This is a genomic window from Bradyrhizobium sp. CCBAU 53351 (assembly GCF_015291745.1).
GTDB lineage: Bacteria > Pseudomonadota > Alphaproteobacteria > Rhizobiales > Xanthobacteraceae > Bradyrhizobium.
In genome coordinates this window covers 203304-219238 of sequence record NZ_CP030060.1, presented here as the reverse complement: position 1 = coordinate 219238, position 15935 = coordinate 203304, and the positions used below count along the sequence as shown (strand labels likewise).

Annotated in this window: 15 protein-coding genes; 2 read left to right on the top strand and 13 right to left on the bottom strand. The window is 56.3% G+C overall.

What is annotated here, in order from left to right; all coding sequences use genetic code 11:
* Positions 1–25: 25 nt before the first annotated feature.
* The 13 genes from XH83_RS35995 to XH83_RS35935 form a co-directional block, all read right to left on the bottom strand.
* The gene (locus XH83_RS35995; RefSeq protein ID WP_164933833.1) at positions 26–1072 is read right to left on the bottom strand and encodes an extracellular solute-binding protein; all 1047 of its coding nucleotides are present in this window, start codon (positions 1070–1072) and stop codon (positions 26–28) included.
* Positions 1069–2226, bottom strand: coding sequence for an ABC transporter ATP-binding protein (locus tag XH83_RS35990; RefSeq protein WP_128929675.1), 1158 nt, complete (start codon positions 2224–2226; stop codon positions 1069–1071). The genes XH83_RS35995 and XH83_RS35990 overlap by 4 nt, the downstream gene beginning before the upstream one ends.
* Positions 2219–2980: an aspartate/glutamate racemase family protein gene (locus XH83_RS35985; RefSeq protein WP_128929676.1), complete on the bottom strand. Its 762-nt coding sequence runs from the start codon at positions 2978–2980 to the stop codon at positions 2219–2221. The genes XH83_RS35990 and XH83_RS35985 overlap by 8 nt, the downstream gene beginning before the upstream one ends.
* A 317-nt stretch (positions 2981–3297) precedes the next feature.
* Entirely contained in the window at positions 3298–4533 is a 1236-nt protein-coding gene (locus XH83_RS35980) for a pyridoxal phosphate-dependent aminotransferase (RefSeq protein ID WP_128929677.1), read from the bottom strand.
* A 274-nt stretch (positions 4534–4807) separates the two neighbouring features.
* Positions 4808–5149 (bottom strand): carbonic anhydrase, encoded by a 342-nt coding sequence (locus XH83_RS40330; RefSeq protein ID WP_283810013.1) that lies wholly within the window; start codon positions 5147–5149, stop codon positions 4808–4810.
* Positions 5150–5574: 425 nt separating this feature from the next.
* Complete coding sequence (locus XH83_RS35970; protein ID WP_128929678.1) at positions 5575–6441, bottom strand: DUF1989 domain-containing protein; 867 nt, start codon at positions 6439–6441, stop codon at positions 5575–5577.
* Positions 6442–6485: 44 nt separating this feature from the next.
* Complete coding sequence (gene ehuA, locus XH83_RS35965; RefSeq protein WP_188637407.1) at positions 6486–7265, bottom strand: ectoine/hydroxyectoine ABC transporter ATP-binding protein EhuA; 780 nt, start codon at positions 7263–7265, stop codon at positions 6486–6488.
* Positions 7265–7924, bottom strand: a complete 660-nt coding sequence (gene ehuD, locus XH83_RS35960) for an ectoine/hydroxyectoine ABC transporter permease subunit EhuD (RefSeq protein WP_128955088.1) — start codon at positions 7922–7924, stop codon at positions 7265–7267. Before ehuD ends, ehuA begins: the two co-directional genes overlap by 1 nt.
* Positions 7921–8604: an amino acid ABC transporter permease gene (locus tag XH83_RS35955; protein WP_128929681.1), complete on the bottom strand. Its 684-nt coding sequence runs from the start codon at positions 8602–8604 to the stop codon at positions 7921–7923. The genes ehuD and XH83_RS35955 overlap by 4 nt, the downstream gene beginning before the upstream one ends.
* 28 nt (positions 8605–8632) lie before the next feature.
* Entirely contained in the window at positions 8633–9478 is an 846-nt protein-coding gene (gene ehuB / locus XH83_RS35950) for an ectoine/hydroxyectoine ABC transporter substrate-binding protein EhuB (RefSeq protein WP_164933832.1), read from the bottom strand.
* A gap of 277 nt (positions 9479–9755) precedes the next feature.
* A complete protein-coding gene (locus XH83_RS35945; RefSeq protein WP_128929683.1) occupies positions 9756–10679 on the bottom strand; it encodes a LysR family transcriptional regulator in 924 nt (307 codons plus the stop codon).
* Positions 10680–10762: 83 nt separating this feature from the next.
* Positions 10763–11668, bottom strand: a complete 906-nt coding sequence (locus XH83_RS35940; RefSeq protein ID WP_206733164.1) for a TrmB family transcriptional regulator — start codon at positions 11666–11668, stop codon at positions 10763–10765.
* Positions 11669–12450: 782 nt separating this feature from the next.
* Entirely contained in the window at positions 12451–13335 is an 885-nt protein-coding gene (locus tag XH83_RS35935; RefSeq protein ID WP_232995588.1) for a LysR family transcriptional regulator, read from the bottom strand.
* A gap of 92 nt (positions 13336–13427) precedes the next feature.
* Between XH83_RS35935 and XH83_RS35930 the strand changes: the two genes are divergently transcribed.
* Complete coding sequence (locus XH83_RS35930; protein ID WP_128929685.1) at positions 13428–14486, top strand: YeiH family protein; 1059 nt, start codon at positions 13428–13430, stop codon at positions 14484–14486.
* 185 nt (positions 14487–14671) lie between these two features.
* Positions 14672–15913 (top strand): CaiB/BaiF CoA-transferase family protein, encoded by a 1242-nt coding sequence (locus tag XH83_RS35925; protein ID WP_128929686.1) that lies wholly within the window; start codon positions 14672–14674, stop codon positions 15911–15913.
* The last annotated feature ends 22 nt before the right edge of the window (positions 15914–15935 follow it).

Here is a 15935-nt window from a genome sequence, read left to right as displayed (position 1 = left end):
GACCCGCCGCTTTCCAATTTATTGCTTACTTGACCTGAGAGTAGATTTGTTCGACCAAATTGACCCGCTTCTCCTGGTTCGCGGCAAGCACCGAACAGTCTGGCTGGTAAAGTTTCGAACGCAACGATTGCGGCGAACCAACCTCCTTGAGCTGTTCCTGGCTAAGCGCGGCAGTTTGATTGAGCGGTAGGAAGCCAGACGCATCAAGCATGGCCAATTCTGGTGCTGGCCTTAAAGCATAGTTTATCCAGGCTTTCACGGCGTCCAGATTCTTCGCGCCTTTCGGCACGATCAAGAAATATGACAGCAGCAATCCTCCTTCGGAGGGTATTGTGATATCGACGTTCTTTACACCGGAAGCCCGCATGGTCCAGACGCGGCTCGAATAGTAGGCTCCCGCCGTGACCTCTCCGCGCGACAGCAGGGCATTCATCTGAGCAGTGGAGTTCGTGACAGTCAGAGCATTACGCGCGATCGACGTAAGCAGAGGAATGCCGGGCTGAATGTTGTTTTCGTCGCCCCCTCCGACTTTCGCAAAGAGAACCAAATCATTGGGAGCAGCATAGATCGGCCGGGCGATAGCGACTTTATCCTTGAATTTCGGGTCGGCCAATGCCCGCCAGGACTCGAAGTCTGACGCTTTTGCCTGATCGCTGTTGAATGCGGCCCCGTAATACTGAAAGTAGATGCCGAAAGCGTAAACTTCGCCGTTCTGGTCTATCAGATAGGACGACTTCTCGAAATTAGCCAGTTCGGGGAAGTCTTCCTTCTTAAAGCTTTCCAGCAATCCATCCTTTTGGAGATTTGCGGCGTTGTAGCAGGTGCCCAGTGCGACGTTGAACTGAGGTTTTCTCGCTTGGGCTCTTAACGTCGGCTCCGGATCCGACCAGTCGCGGATCTTGACCACGATACCGGACGACGCGGAGAACGGCTTGCCGACTTTCTCTCGCCACATCTCGCTGTTGCCTCCTCCCCAGGTGCCCATGACAACTTCTCCGTCGGCGGCGCACGCAACCGTCGTCGAAAGGCTGAACAAGCTCAGGGCCATCAATAGACCGGCAGCGTGCTTCACTTCCGCACCTCCTTGTTCGCGAAAACGATGGCGTCCTCCAAATCCCATGCCAACTTGACCTGAGTTCCCGGAAGCAGGCCTTGCTGCTGCACATGCCGGGCCGTCGTATCCACCACCACGACCTTGTCGTCGACCACAACGCTTTGACGGACGGTCGCGCCCATATAGATGTTCGCCACGATCTGGCCGACCATAAGACAACTGTTACCCCACACTTCGCGTCCCACACGTACGTTCTCGGGACGAATCGATATCGCGACTTCTGCGCCGATTTTCATCTCTGGAGTTGCCACTATCAGAGCGTCGGCCGAGACCTCGCTCAGGTGCAGACTCGCACCGTTTTTCTCGAGAGACTGCACGTGGCCGACGAAGATGTTGATATCCCCGAGGAAGCCTCCGACGAATGCATTCTTCGGGTTCTCGTAGACCTCACGCGCGCTGCCCAATTGTTCGAGCTTTCCATGATTGAAAACGGCTATCCGATCCGACAGGATCATCGCCTCTTCCTGATCATGAGTCACGAATACGAATGTTGTGCCGACTTGGTGCTGGATACGCTTCAATTCGATCTGCATCTGGCGGCGCAGCTTGAAGTCCAGTGCACCGAAGGGCTCATCCAGCAGGAGAACGGACGGGCCAGTGACCAGCGCGCGCGCCAGGGCCACGCGTTGACGTTGACCGCCCGATATCTGTTGTATCCGACGTCGTCCGAGCTCGCTCAGATCCACCAACGCGAGCGCCTCGCGTACTCTTGCTACGATTTCGTCGCGTTTGACCTTTTTCACCGCCAGCCCGAAGGCGATGTTCTCCTCGACAGTAAGGTGCGGAAATAGCGCCAAACCTTGGAAGACCAAGCCGACGGGACGCCGATAAGGCGCAACGCCCGTCATCACATGGCCGCCGATCTTGATTGATCCCGCGTCCGGCTGCTCGAACCCCGCGATCATGCGCAAGGTCGTTGATTTACCGCAGCCTGACGGTCCCAAAAATGTCAAAAATTCGCCCTGCTTGACCGTCAATGACAAGTTGTCGACGATCGAGTTATCTCCAAATCGTTTCGACACTTCGATGATTTCGAGCGCGGCCACTCTATCCGCGTCGGAATCGATCGAGCATGCTGGCGGTTCGACGATCCTGACGGCGCGGTTAGGCATTGCTCAACTCGAATACCGGTGCTTCTTGTGGCCGCCGCTCCTTGAACAGGCGGCCTACCCCCGTTGAGGTGACATCGATCTTCATCCTTCGGAGTGCCGCCCAAAGAGAGGCTTGGTTCGAGGTGACAACCGGCAGGTTCAATTCCCTTTCCAATCGGTCGATTTGATCCATCACCAGCAAATTGGTGCAACTGACAAACACGGCGTCACACCTTGAAATGACCTCACGGCTTGAGAGCACCTTGGAGGCAACGTCCGCCGACGAGATGGTCAGGATCTGTCGTCCATCTGCGCAAAAGAAGGAATCGACGGCCTCCACGCCGAAGCCATAGTGCTGCAGAAAGAGGGCCTCTTCCTTGTTGATTAGATCCGGATAGGGAGTGAGCATGAATACTCTGGTCGCCCGAACGGCCTTCAAGGCTTCGATGACGGCTGTTGAAGTGGTGACAGCGGGAATTCCGGTCAACATCGTGATGCGGTCGGCTAGCTTGGCTTCGTTGCCTAGCCCCTCTAGGAAGCTGGCACTCGTACATCCGTAAACTATCACCTCCGGATTCGCCTGTGCGAGATCCGAGGCCGCTCGATCCAACGAGTTGGCCATAGCGAGCTGCGCTTCCTTCGCTATAGCGGTGCCGGGTTTGGTGAGCCTGTTGTGATTGAGCTTGACATTGGGAGGAACGTAGGACGGTAGCTCGGTTTCCATAGCCACATTTATCGGCGGCGCGAGGATACCTATCCGTCGAATGGCGGCCATTACTTCCTCCCTTGTCGATCGCTTTGAGGCTAGCCATTTGGTAGTATTATTTCAAGCTACCAAATACCTCGACTTTCGTGGAGGCGGTTTTGCAAGACCAGCTCAGCGGCCAGCTCGATGAGTTGATCTTGGCGGTTCGCCCGTTTGGCCGCGATACAGAACGCTGGTTAGAGAGCTCATGCGGCCCTGGAGCAATGATGACATCATGTCGCAGATCTCCATTTCGCATCACGGACCCGATGAACCGCAAAACGATATGAGCTGCTCGAATGTGGTCCGACATCGCTCCACACGTATTGTCAGGGCAGCGAGCTGCATCAACTCAGTCGACTGCATGCCCGGGCTATGCGGACACAGGCCTCCTTTAAGGTTTCGTCCGCAGTAGCATATGAGATTCTGAAGTGGGGCGATAAGCCATAGGCCGCTCCGTGCACCACCGCCACCCCTTCGGCATCGAGGAGATACTTGCAAAAGTCCTTGTCATCGGCAAGGACGGTTCCGTCCGGGGTCCGCTTTCCGATCAGGTCGCGGCAGGAGGGGAAGACGTAAAAGGCGCCGGACGGCTTGTCGCAAGCCAACCCGGGCACGGACGCGAGTCCTTCCAGAACCAGATTGCGCCGTCGTTGATATTTCTCTGCTCGCTCTCGAAGCCCCTCTTGCGGCCCGTTCAAAGCCTCGACGGCCGCAGCTTGGCTGATGGACGATGGATTGGCCGTGGCCTGAGATTGCAATTTCGCCATTTGGGATATCAACTTCGCCGGACCCGCGGCATAACCGATGCGCCAACCCGTCATACAATAGGCCTTCGAGACGCCATTGACGACCAGGGTTCGCTCCGCGACGGACTGATCGATCGCCGCCGGCGTACAATATTCGAGCCCGTCATAGACAAGATGCTCGTATATGTCGTCGCTAAGGAGCCAGACGTGCGGATTTCTTCGCAATACATCGATGATTGGCTCCAGCTCCCTGCGCGTGTATACGGCCCCCGTGGGATTAGAAGGCGAGTTCAAGAGGAGCCACCGAGTCCTCGACGTGATCGCACGTTCCAAATCGATCGGATCGAGCTTGAAGTTCCTCGCCGCCGGGCAAGCGACGATTTTGGGTACCCCACCGAAGAACGACACCATTTCCGGGTACGACACCCAGTACGGAGCCGGGATGATGACCTCGTCTCCGTGATCCAACGTCGCCGCCAACGCATTGAATAAGATTTGTTTGGCGCCGTTGGCGACCGAAATTTGACTGACCTTGTAGGAGAGGCCGTTCTCACGCGCGAATTTCTTCGCAATTGTCTCTTTCAGGACTGCCGTACCATCCGTGTTGGTATACTTCGTCTCGCCCCTCTTCATGGCGGCGAGCGCAGCCTGCACGACATTATCGGGTGTGTCGAAGTCGGGTTCACCCTGGGTCAGATTGAGAATTGTTCGCCCCTGAGCCTGCAATTCCCGCACTCGCTGGGCCGCAGCACCACTCTGCGACGGTTGAATTCGATTCACGCGTGCGGCAAACTCGGAGCGGTTGGACGCAGACGCGGCGTCGAAGACTGTCATTGGTAGTTCCTCTCGTCGTTGTCATCTGCCGGATGTGCAGCAGGCCATTCGCGAGCCGATTTCGATTTCAAACCTATCGGCGCAGGAGCGGCCCCCTCATCGATATCGTCCGGATGCACAGGTAATCGCGTCCGTAAAACGGTCCGCACACGCTGGATCAGATTTGCCGGTCTCTCGATCTCGTATGTGCAGAACACCGTTCGCAATCTCGAAATACGATCCATGCAACGTGAGCTGCTTGCGACCTACGCGATCGCACACCACGGAAAACTCATTAGATTGAGCAAGGACTGATCGATCGCAGCCAGCTCCAAGTCGGTGTGATCGTCGTCCAGGCCGCCGCAACACGGCCAGCTCTGTGCGCCACCGGGACCAGACGTTGCATCCATGGAGTCGTGAAGCTTTCTGGTGAGGCCGATACCTTGCCTTTGGCATAAGCGGGGACGCCCCACACCGGGCGTGACCGAGCACAACCAGAGCAGCCCCGGCGGCGTGGAATTCTCCCTCGACACCGAAGGGCGGTACGCGCTGCAACGTTTCTGATGACGAAGATTTCCTCGGGTCTCGCATTGAATATCAATTCGGGTGAAACGCGGCTGTCGCAACATCCGATCACCAGGGCTTCCGGTGACTGCCCCGCGCGCGGCCAATGAATCGAACCTTTGTCGTTCCTGAGGAAAGCGGTCCAACATGAAAGCGGCGTAGCCCTGCATCAATTGTGCGGGAAAGCTCGACACGTCACTGGACATTCCGGATCCTACCACCGATGAGCAATTGCTGTCGGCCTGGCCACAGCGGACAGGATTGACCGATCGCTTATGGGGCCAAATTATCAATCACGCCTCGCCACGACGCCAATTACTAAAGCGCCTGCAACCATGCATGACGAGAATAATCTCGAAATTCGCTGTCGCGGTTGCACTTCAAACCCAAACGCGGCGTCAACTTGGCACGGCTGACGCCATTCCGGTCGGCGCCTAGCTGCCGACGGTATTTCCGAGCGCCTTGATGTTAATCGGCTCTTACAATGCGCTCCGCAAATCAGCTCATCCCGTGCTTGCCTTTGTAGGGCGAGGGTTCAGGCGACTTCCAACCATTCAGCGCGCCCTTCGCGGGACGAAGGATTTCCACCTTCAGGGGATAGCACTTGGGGGTCTGCCCTGGGACCCGCGGCCCACAGTCGCCGCCGGGACAGGCGGATAGCGCACCAAGGAGATTGATCTCCGCGAAGAATTCGATGAAGTCGCCTGGACGAACCGGGCTTGCCTTTTTGATATACTCGTGACTTTCGACATCGAAGCCTGTGCACATAAAGACGTTCATGACGTCGTGCACGTAGCCCTCGGCTTCCTTCGCCGAAATCTTTCTGAAGGCAGATAGGGCTCGAACGAGATTGGAATGGCAACAGTGATCGTAATCTTCACCGGTTATCATTCTTCTCGTGTAAGGGTCGCAGCGTGTTCCGATCACATCGTGAATTCCACAACCATCGGAATCCCACCCATACCATCCCAGACTGTCGTAAGTGATAGTCGCCATCGGCCTCAGGTATGGCATGCTGCTCCACAGGCGATCACCAGTAGAAATGTGCGTCGCATGAATCGCCCGCGTCTTACCGCTGTAGAAGTGTTCAGAAAGATTGTCGCTATTCCAAAGATTAAAATCACCAACCTGCGATCCCTCCACGCTCACGATCCGAAAGAGGTGCCCGGCAGGCACTTCGAACGCGCCGCCATCCCGAGCAGGGATCGTCAACTCCGACACTTTCTCAGCACCGGACCCAACGTTCTGGTAGAATTCCATATCGAGCGCCGGAATTTGTCCGACGGCGTAGACCGTTTCTTTGCGCGCCGACCGGCGAGTCTGAGCATTCTCCGGCTCGGGCATCGAAATGGATCTGGAAGTCATTTGAGTGTCTCCTAAGAGGAATTCGACTGCTGAGACTAAGATCGTCAGGCGTCCAGGACCGACTTTAGAAACGCCTGGGTTCTCGCGCTTTTCGGTTGAGAAAAGAACTGGTACGGCTCTCCTTCCTCGACAATTCGGCCGTGATCGAAGAAGCAAACCCTGTCGGCGATCTCTCGCGCGAAGGACATCTGATGCGTTACCATGATAACCGTCAGTTCCTTTTGGTGAGTCAGCTCCCGAATGACCGCTAGCACCTCGCCAACGAGTTCAGGATCGAGCGCCGAGGTCACCTCGTCGAATAGGAGTATTTTCGGTCTCATCGCCATTGCTCTCGCGATCGCAACCCTTTGTTGCTGACCGCCTGACATCCTCGCAGGGTAGTAGTCGCACCGATCTTCCAGTCCCACCCTTCGAAGCAGCTCCTTTCCGAGGCTCACGGCTTTCTCCTTCGGCATCTTGAGGACGCGAATCGGTCCCTCGGTCACGTTTTCAAGCGCCGTAAGGTGAGGAAAAAGATTAAAGCTCTGAAAGACCATGCCGACATCGCTCCGAATCGTACGTGTTTGCCGGGCCGATGCTTGGCGTGCTGCGCCGGTCGAATCGCACGACCACAACTCACGGCCGCAGATAGAGACACTGCCTCTGTCGATTCCCTCCAATGTCATGAGAACCCTGAGGAGAGTTGATTTTCCCGATCCACTCGGACCGATGACCACAAGCTTTTCACCCTGTCCGACTTCGAGATTTAGGTCATTTAGGACCGTGGACGCCCCAAAACGTTTTGTAACGTTCCTTAGCTGTACTGAGAACGGTCCGGCCGACATTACCGCCATCCCTTCTGGGACAGTCGCTCGAGCCTGTTGATGAGAAACGCGCCGGCAATGCTGAGGACGAGAAACATTATCCCAACCATCGTTATGGGTTCAAAGTACTGAAACCGCCTGGCTCCTTCCGCCTGAGCAACGGCCATGAGTTCCCAAACGGATATGGATGCGAGCAGCGGCGTGTCCTTCAGCATGTAGACGAAGTAACTTCCGGCATTTGGAATGATGAATGGGATCATCTGTGGAACAATGATCCGCCGATATGTGTCGAACGTTGAGAGATTTATGGATGTTGATGCCTCCCATTGCCCGGCCGGAACACCGATCATTGCGGCACGGTAGACCTCGGCCATATACGCACTGTAGTGCAAGCCGAGAGCAATGACGCCGGTCACCAGCGGGCTGATCACGACGCCTGCCGAAGGCCCCACGAAGTACAGAAAATAGATCAGGACCAGGAGCGGCACCCCTCTTGCGAATTCGACGTAGCCGCGAACTAAGATTTTGGTCAGACGGTGCTTAGCGCTGTACAGCGCAAAGAGAAGGAGGCCGCCAAGCAGGGAGGCGATAAAACCGAGGACGGCGGCGAGCAATGTGGTTTGCGCCGCGACCACGAGTTGCGGAAGCAACTCCCAGGCATATTGGAAATCGACCTTCATGCCGACCAGCCCCTGGTTGCGCCGTGCGTTGGCTTACCCTGCCATAACCCGAGACGTCGCTCTGCGTACGCGATTGCCGCTCCTATCAATTGCGCCGCAGCCACATAGAAGATCATGACAACGAGATAGATCGGCACGGTCTGAAAGGTTCTGATATTGAGAGAGTAGGCTTCAAAAGTCAGTTCCGGAACGGTCGCCAAGGCGGCAACCGAGGTGGCTTTCAATACCAGGATGCTGAGGTTACCGAGAGGTGGTATCATCGACAGCATTGCTTGAGGAAGAATGATCCGGCGCATCATCATTGATGGCACCATATTGATCGCCAAGGCGGCGTCATACTGGCCCCGCGGGATAGCGCCGATCGCCGTCCTGACGACCTCAGCTCCATAAGCCCCGAAGCACATGCCTATGGCGAGTGTGGCCGCCCAAAAGGCGGAAATCGCAACCCCGAAGAACGGCAAAACAAAGTAGAGCCAGAACAGGACGACCACCAGAGATATGCCCCTGAAGATCTCGACATAGAGCAAACTGATGGTTCGGATCCACCAGCTCTTGGATGTCCTGGCGATACCGAAAACGAGCGCGCAAGCGAACATCAATACTGTCGAGAGCGCGTAAAGGGCCATCGTCGTTACCGCACCAGAAAGGAGCAGCCATCTACCCTCGTAGAGCGCCGACATCTGTCACCGTCCGCTTCGGGCACGAGTCCTACTGCTTACAAAGAGTATCGAGCTTGACGTCGGCCGCCGGCACTTCGTTCTGCGTCATGCCGTACTTTTTCAGGATCTCAACATATTCCGAAGAATGCACGATCTTGAGCATCTCGGCATTAAATGCGTCCCGAAGCTCCGAATCCTCCTTACGGAAGGCAAATGCGCCGTAGTCTTGCTTCGGCTTGCCATCTATGAGCAGGCCCGTGTATGGTTCGGCGACTTCCAGGGTCGGATCGTTCTTTGCGTTCCAGCGTGCAGTTACCGATATAAGCAATGCCCCGTCGATCCTGCCCGCTTTCAGGCTCGCGACATTGGAGGGGATGTCCGGAAAACGCGTGATTTGGCTATCCTTCACGCCGGCCTTGACTGCATTCTGTGTCGGCTGGCCACTTATGTTGCCACCAACCTTGATGTCCTCGTGTTTGACGATGTCGTCAAGACTATGGATTTGCTTGGGATTGCCTTTGCGAACGAGAAGACCTTCCTGAACGGTGAAGTTGGGCTCGGTGAAGAGAACCTGAAGGCAGCGCGCGGGAAGGATATAGAGTCCGGTCGCGATAAAATCGAAACGTTTGGCTTGAAGTCCCGGGATGAGCGATCCGAACGCAACCACCGTTCCTTCGATCCGCTCTACTCCAAGGCGGTTGAATGCGAGCTTTGCGAGATCGTAGTCTGACCCGGCCAATGATCCATCGGCCTGCTTGAACGCGAAGGGCGGCTCGTTGCTGAAGCCGAGGGTAAGGCCGCTCTTCTTTGCGTCGTCCAGCCTGGCACCGGCAAAACTCGATGACGAGAAAGTCAGGAAAGCGAGTGCTAGAAAAATATGCAAAGTTCGTAGCATGTGTTTCCTCATCTGTCTCGAATGCGTCGCCATTGACACACCGGCATCTCTTTTGGCTTCTGCTCAGTTTGGATTGAGCCAGACTCGCATCCTACATATCTGAAGGGTTATTCGGAACCGCAGCAATTCAATTAGCGTAATGGATGCATTACTTGCTGTAATATCGAGGACGCGCGACTTGCCGGATCCTCCCGATTCCTCAGGAAAACGTGGTCAAGTTGGCTGTGCGTACCGCCGCGACCCGCGCGTCTACAGCACTGCACGGAAGAAGTGCAATTTATCGAATTGTTTGCCCTTGCACGAATTCGAACCGCCCCATCAAATTCTCCAGAGTGCTCCTCACGATTTCGGAAAACCGGACCGCCTGCGCCGTCTTCTTCGAATGGCGCGGATAGACGAAAGCATAGTTGAGCCTTGCCGACGTCTTGCAAGGGCGAACCACGACATCTCGCTCTGCTAGCAGCGCTGCGCTGAATGGATCCGATATCGACACACCCATTCCGGCTCCCACCATTTGGCACGCGATGAACGCCGACGACACTTCAACCCAAATGTTCGCGGCAAGGCCAGCTTGTACGTACATTCCATCAACGATCTGCCGCAACAACGTCGTCCGGTCCAGCGCAATAAAACGGTCCTCGATCAGATCACTGGGGAGAATCGTCTTATTCGCCGCAAGTGGATGATCGGGATGAAGCACCGCAACGGGAACCAATTCGGCGAAGGAATGCGACGTCAACATTTCAAATTGAGTCGGGAGCATTACTATCCCAACGTCGAACCTAAGTCCCGAAGCCCAACGTTCGACTTCGCGTCTTTCCCTGACTTCCAAAGAAATCGAAACACTCGGAAACTCCTTCGAAAATTGGGCCAGTGCCGGCACGAGTAGACTTCGGGCGAGTTGTGGCATTGCCACGATCCGAAGGCGACCGCCTCGATTGGCGCGGATTTCTTTGCCGATGCGGGTAAGATCGTCGATATCCAGCAGGATACGCTCGCATTCCCGCGAGAAGGCTTCTCCTTGAGGAGTCGGAACCAGGCGCCCACCAAGCCGGTTGAAGAGCTTGAATCCCAGCTCCGCTTCAAGGGCAGACAGCGAACGGCTTACCGCTGGTTGGGTCAAATGAAGTCGAGTTGCGGCCCCGGTGACCGAACCGGTCACGATTACACTATGCAGCGCGCGCAACTTTTGAAGGTTCAAAGCCAACTCCCCCTTAAGATTGCTGCTCCTTGCAGGCGCGCGAAACACGCCGGCGAAGCGTGCCAATCGCCGCGACAGACGCGTTAGATCTTTTCTTCTTTCAGCTTGGATTTTTTCTCAACTCGACTCGCGGTAAGCCCTAGAAGGCTTTCCAGCGCCGCAACTTGCGGTGCGGGAAGATACTTCCTTCGAAGCTCGATAATAGCGGGGCCGAACGTCTTCTGGATCGGTTGCCCGAACATTTCGAATATTTCCGCGAAGTAGATCTCGTGCCGCAATAGGGAGTCAGCAAGATTAACTATCGGCTTATTTCGCGTGTAGGAGCCGCCTTGCGCACGAATCTCCGCCACCAGAGCTTCTTCGAAATCCACTGTAAGGGTTACAAGATGCGGTGCGATTCCCACGGGAATGCCGTTTCCCTCGTGGAGATAAGTTCGCGACTTCGCACCGAATTGAAACTTCTCGACTTGAGTCCCGAAAAGGATGATGAGAATCGCAACCCCGCGGTCTGCAGCACGTCGAAGCGCGTCGCGGTGCGGCAGCAGTATTTTCTCTTCTGTTTTTACCCAAATGTGTGATTTCGCTCCGTCGATCATAGCCTCCATCTTGGCGGCGATCGCGTCCTCGCCGTTAATGGTCCATACGTAGCCACCGTCGTTGGACTGTGAAACAGCCGGAATCGTTCGGATCAACTTTGCGCAGCGCTTGCTCGTCGCTGTCGCAATTCGCTCAAACAGAACCTTGGGCGCTACCGCCACATACCGCAGTGGAGTTTCGGAGATCGGTTGAGCCGCCTCCTTCTTTGCCAGACTCTCGAGGACAGAATATGCGTTCGCCTTGGGTAAGCCTGCAAGTTTGGCTACTTCGTAGGCAGTCGCCTGCGAAAGCTCATAGAGCGCGAGGTAGGCACGCGCTTCGTACTCGCTAAAACCCAGAGCGAGCAAGTCTGGCATCAACTCACTTAGATTAGCTTGCTTATCGCCGCTCACCCGATTTTTCCTGATTTGAGCCAAGCAGCGCCCCCACCCGTCGACAAGAAGTGCTTTGCCTCAGTTGATCAATTCGCCTTCGAAGCTTGATTGTCACGCCCTAGCTGACCATTCCGACGTAGCTCCTTGCCGCTCGACGCCGTCGGCGCTCAATTTTGATAGAAGCGCAAGTCTTTGATATCCAGCGGGCAAAGCGAAACTAACATGGGTAGCAGCCTTTATGACTATGGCTTTCGTGTCAAGTGCATGACTTGATCGCGATGGCGCGTTCGACCAGATCGCGACCAGCCGATCGCAAAGCCAGCCAAAGCGAGCGCTCGAGATGAGATGGCCACAATCATCGACCTAATCAGGCCCACCCGACTCGCCAGATTTTCCGGAGAGCGGACTGGGGGCACAGTCTCAGCCTCCAAGCAACAGAGGACCCTGCCCAAAATATCCTGTCGGGGCGCCCCCTCGGAGAACATATTCCCATTACGGCCGCTCAAAACGAGACCTCGCTACCATTGCATCCAACGGCCAACCACCAATAATTTGCGCGTCGGCACAAGAACCGCGATGGGATGTCCTGACTACGGACCCCTCGGACGTTGATCGGATTGCAGTGCAGCAGACATCTGGCGAACTGTCTCGCTATCTATGGTGGATCGGATAAGTTGCTCTCTGGATGTTGCTGACGCAAACTGGGTTTATCTCGCGCCGCTCGCCTTTTTTGATCCGCCGTCACGTCCAGCAAAGCCTTCCGAATGACGAGACGATCCCGCGACTCCATCATATTGATGTCATGGGGCGACACCTATGATTCGCTCAAAGGCAATCGCGGCAGGAATTTTGGTTCGTCCCCGTACTTCCACGTGCCAAAGCGTGCGCGATATCTGCAGATCCTTCATTTTTATCGCCTTGAGCCGGCCAAGCTTGATCTGATCGCCAATGGTTGATGTTGAGACGATCGAGACACCAAGACCGCATGCGACAACTTGCTTGATCGCTTCCGTGCTGCCGATTTCGAGGGTTTTGCGCGGCCGCACGCCATGGTTCAACAGCGCCTGCGCGACGATCTCCCGTGAGCCGGAGCCTGGTTCCCGAACGATCAGGATTTCATCTTCGAGGGCCGCCGCATACACGTGATTTTCCGATAATGCGAAGGCGTGAGTCGGACCTGCTATCAGGCTCATCATGTCCGTCCGCCAGGCCGTACTGACGAGATCATCGTCTTCGACCGGTCCTTCCACGAGGGCGATCTCTATTTCATGCGCGCGCATCATTCCGGCAATATCCCGCGTGTTGGCGCTTACCAGATGCACATCGATGCTCGGATACCTGCGCCGGAAGCTGCCTATGTACTCAGCGATCATGTAGGTCGCGATCGTGGTGCTTGCCCCGATGTGAAGCGATCCGCTCGCGAGGTTGCGCAGCGACGACAGTTCCTCTTCGGCGGCCCGCTCGGCAGCGAACAGATTTTCTGCGTGCCTGAGAAGTGCCCGCCCCTCGCGGGTCGTACGTACTCCTTTCGATGTACGATCCAGCAAGCGACAGCCCACTTGCAGTTCGAAATCGCGTACTCCTTTCGAGACCGCGGGCTGGCTAACGCGCAAGATGTCCGCTGCTCGCGAAAAGCTTCCAGCCTCAGCGACGGTGGTAAAGAAGCGGAGGAAATGCAAATTCATTGGCATAACGCCTGCTTATCGGCCTAGATCAAAATTCTACTGTTATGAGCCCTTGGTTCTCGGGCATAGCCTTGTCGGCTGGCGAGGGACTCATGGCTCCATGCAAAGATCTTCCCAAATCGAGCAAGGTAGACGCGCCTGCCGGTCGTTTGGTTGCATTGCTTCCCGGCATCCTCTTATGCGTGCTCCTGACGCTGCTGTCGATTGGAATCCAGGAGGCCGAGGAGCACATCTTCCAACATCCCTATGTTGAAGCCTTGGTCATCGCCATCCTGCTCGGGATGATGATCCGCAGCGTCTCAACTACTTCCGAGCGCTGGAAGGTCGGAATCGCCTTCAGCGCGAAACAACTTCTCGAAGTGGCCGTGATGCTGCTCGGGGCCTCGATCAGCTTTGGGGCAATCCTGCCTTCCGGATTATTTCTGATTGCCGCGATCGTCGGAACGGTTGCGGTCACGCTTGCCGTGAGTTTCGGCCTCAGCCGCATGCTCGGCCTACCCACTAAGCTTTCGCTCCTGATCGCCTCCGGAAATTCCATTTGCGGCAATTCCGCGATCGCCGCGGTCGCCCCCGTTATAGGGGCAGATGGCGATGATATCGCGTCATCGATTTCCTTCACCGCGGTCCTTGGCGTGCTGATGGTGCTCGGGCTTCCACTGCTCATTCCACTCTTGGAGCTCTCGGCTACTCAGTACGGGATTCTCGCCGGCCTCACCGTGTACGCCGTTCCCCAGGTGCTTGCCGCGACCGTTCCGGCAGGAATCGTCAGCACTCAAATTGGCACCGTGGTGAAGCTCGTTCGGGTCCTCATGCTAGGGCCGTTGGTGGTCGGCTTGTCGCTTGTCGCACCACGCCTGCGTGGCGAAGTCGCGCCCGGCAAGCGCATTAACCTCATCAAATTGGTACCTTGGTTCATCATCGGCTTCTTGGTACTGGCCGGCCTTCGTTCGTTGCAGATCATACCCAGCAGCGTTGCCGCCCCCGTTGCGAAGCTCGCCAGCGTGCTAACCGTAGTCTCCATGTCCGCACTCGGGCTGGGTGTCGATATCCGGGTGCTTTCGAAGGCCGGCGGGAAAGTCACGATTGCGGTGACCTTGTCTCTGATACTTCTGCTCGCGATGAGCCTCGGCCTGGTTCAACTCTTCAAGTGAGGGCACTCTCTGCTTAACTTCGGGTTGCCAGCTGCGGTGAACATCGGGTTCACCGAAAGGATGTTGCAGGATGTGGTCGTATCACTTAATACTACCCCATACAAGTCAGCTTGTTGAGGATCGATGGGGACCTCCGCGGGTACTGTACAGGCACTACTTCCGCCTTGCATCGTTAAGTCGGCGCAATGAAGGCCGTACCTAAGCAGTTCGAGCCAGAGGCTGCTGGCGCGCTTAACGGCGTCCGTGTCGTGGACCTTTCGCGTCTGGTCGCCGGGAATATGCTCACCCTGCAGCTCGCCGACTTCGGAGCCGAAGTCATCAAGATTGAGGACATCGTCTCGGGCGACCCTCTGCGCGCTTGGCGGGTCAACGATGTCAGCATCCATTGGAAGACCTACGCCCGGAACAAGAAGAGTGTCGCGCTAGACCTTCGCGACGAGAGAGGTCGGACGATCCTATCGGATCTGCTCGCGACGGCGGACGTGCTGGTCGAGAACTTCAGACCCGGAGGTCTGGAAAAGCTGGGTTTGTTGCCCGAGGTCCTTCGAGCACAGAATGCAGGACTGATCATCGTGAGAATCTCGGGATGGGGGCAGACCGGTCCCTATCGGGACAGGCCCGGCTTCGGCACTCTGGTCGAAGGCATGTCAGGCTTCGCTTCCCGCAACGGATTCCCTGATCGACCTCCGCTGCTGCCACCCGCCACGCTCGCCGATATGGTCGCGGGCATTTACGGATTTGGGGCAACCATGGTTGCGCTCAGGCATCGAGAAGTGAGCGGGGGTAACGGCCAGGTTATCGACTTGCCCTTGTTAGATCCGCTTTTTTCCCTCCTCGGTCCCGAAGCCGGAATCTATCAACTAACACAGCAGGTACGCCCGCGGACCGGCAGTCGATCGCTTACCGGAGCGCCGCGCAACACATTCCGTACCAGCGACTCTCGCTGGATCGCAATCTCCGCCTCGATGCAAGTTGTGGCCGAGAGGTTGTTCCGGACTATCGGTCGCCCTGACATGATCGTGGATCCCCGATTTTTGACGAACTCTGATCGCATCAAAAACGCCGATGCTTGCGAGGAGCCTATCGCGGAATTCATTGCCGCGCGGACGCTTGAAGATAACATGAGTATATTCGAGCGGGCAGACGTAACTGCTGCACCAATCTACGACATCGATCAATTCTTGGATGACCCCCATGTTCAAGCTCGCGAAATCGTCGTTGGGTTACCGGACTCCGAACTCGGAACGGTTTTAATGCACAACGTGGTCCCGAGGCTCGAAACTACGCCCGGAAGGATTCGGATGCCCGCTCCGGATCTCGGTCAACACACGTTTGCGATTCTGCGCTCCCTCGGCATCACGCAGGCCCGGTTGGAAGAACTGCGCGAGGCTGGCGTCATCGTGCAGGCTAAGCCATCATCCCAATGACCCGTAGGCGACCGGAAGACAC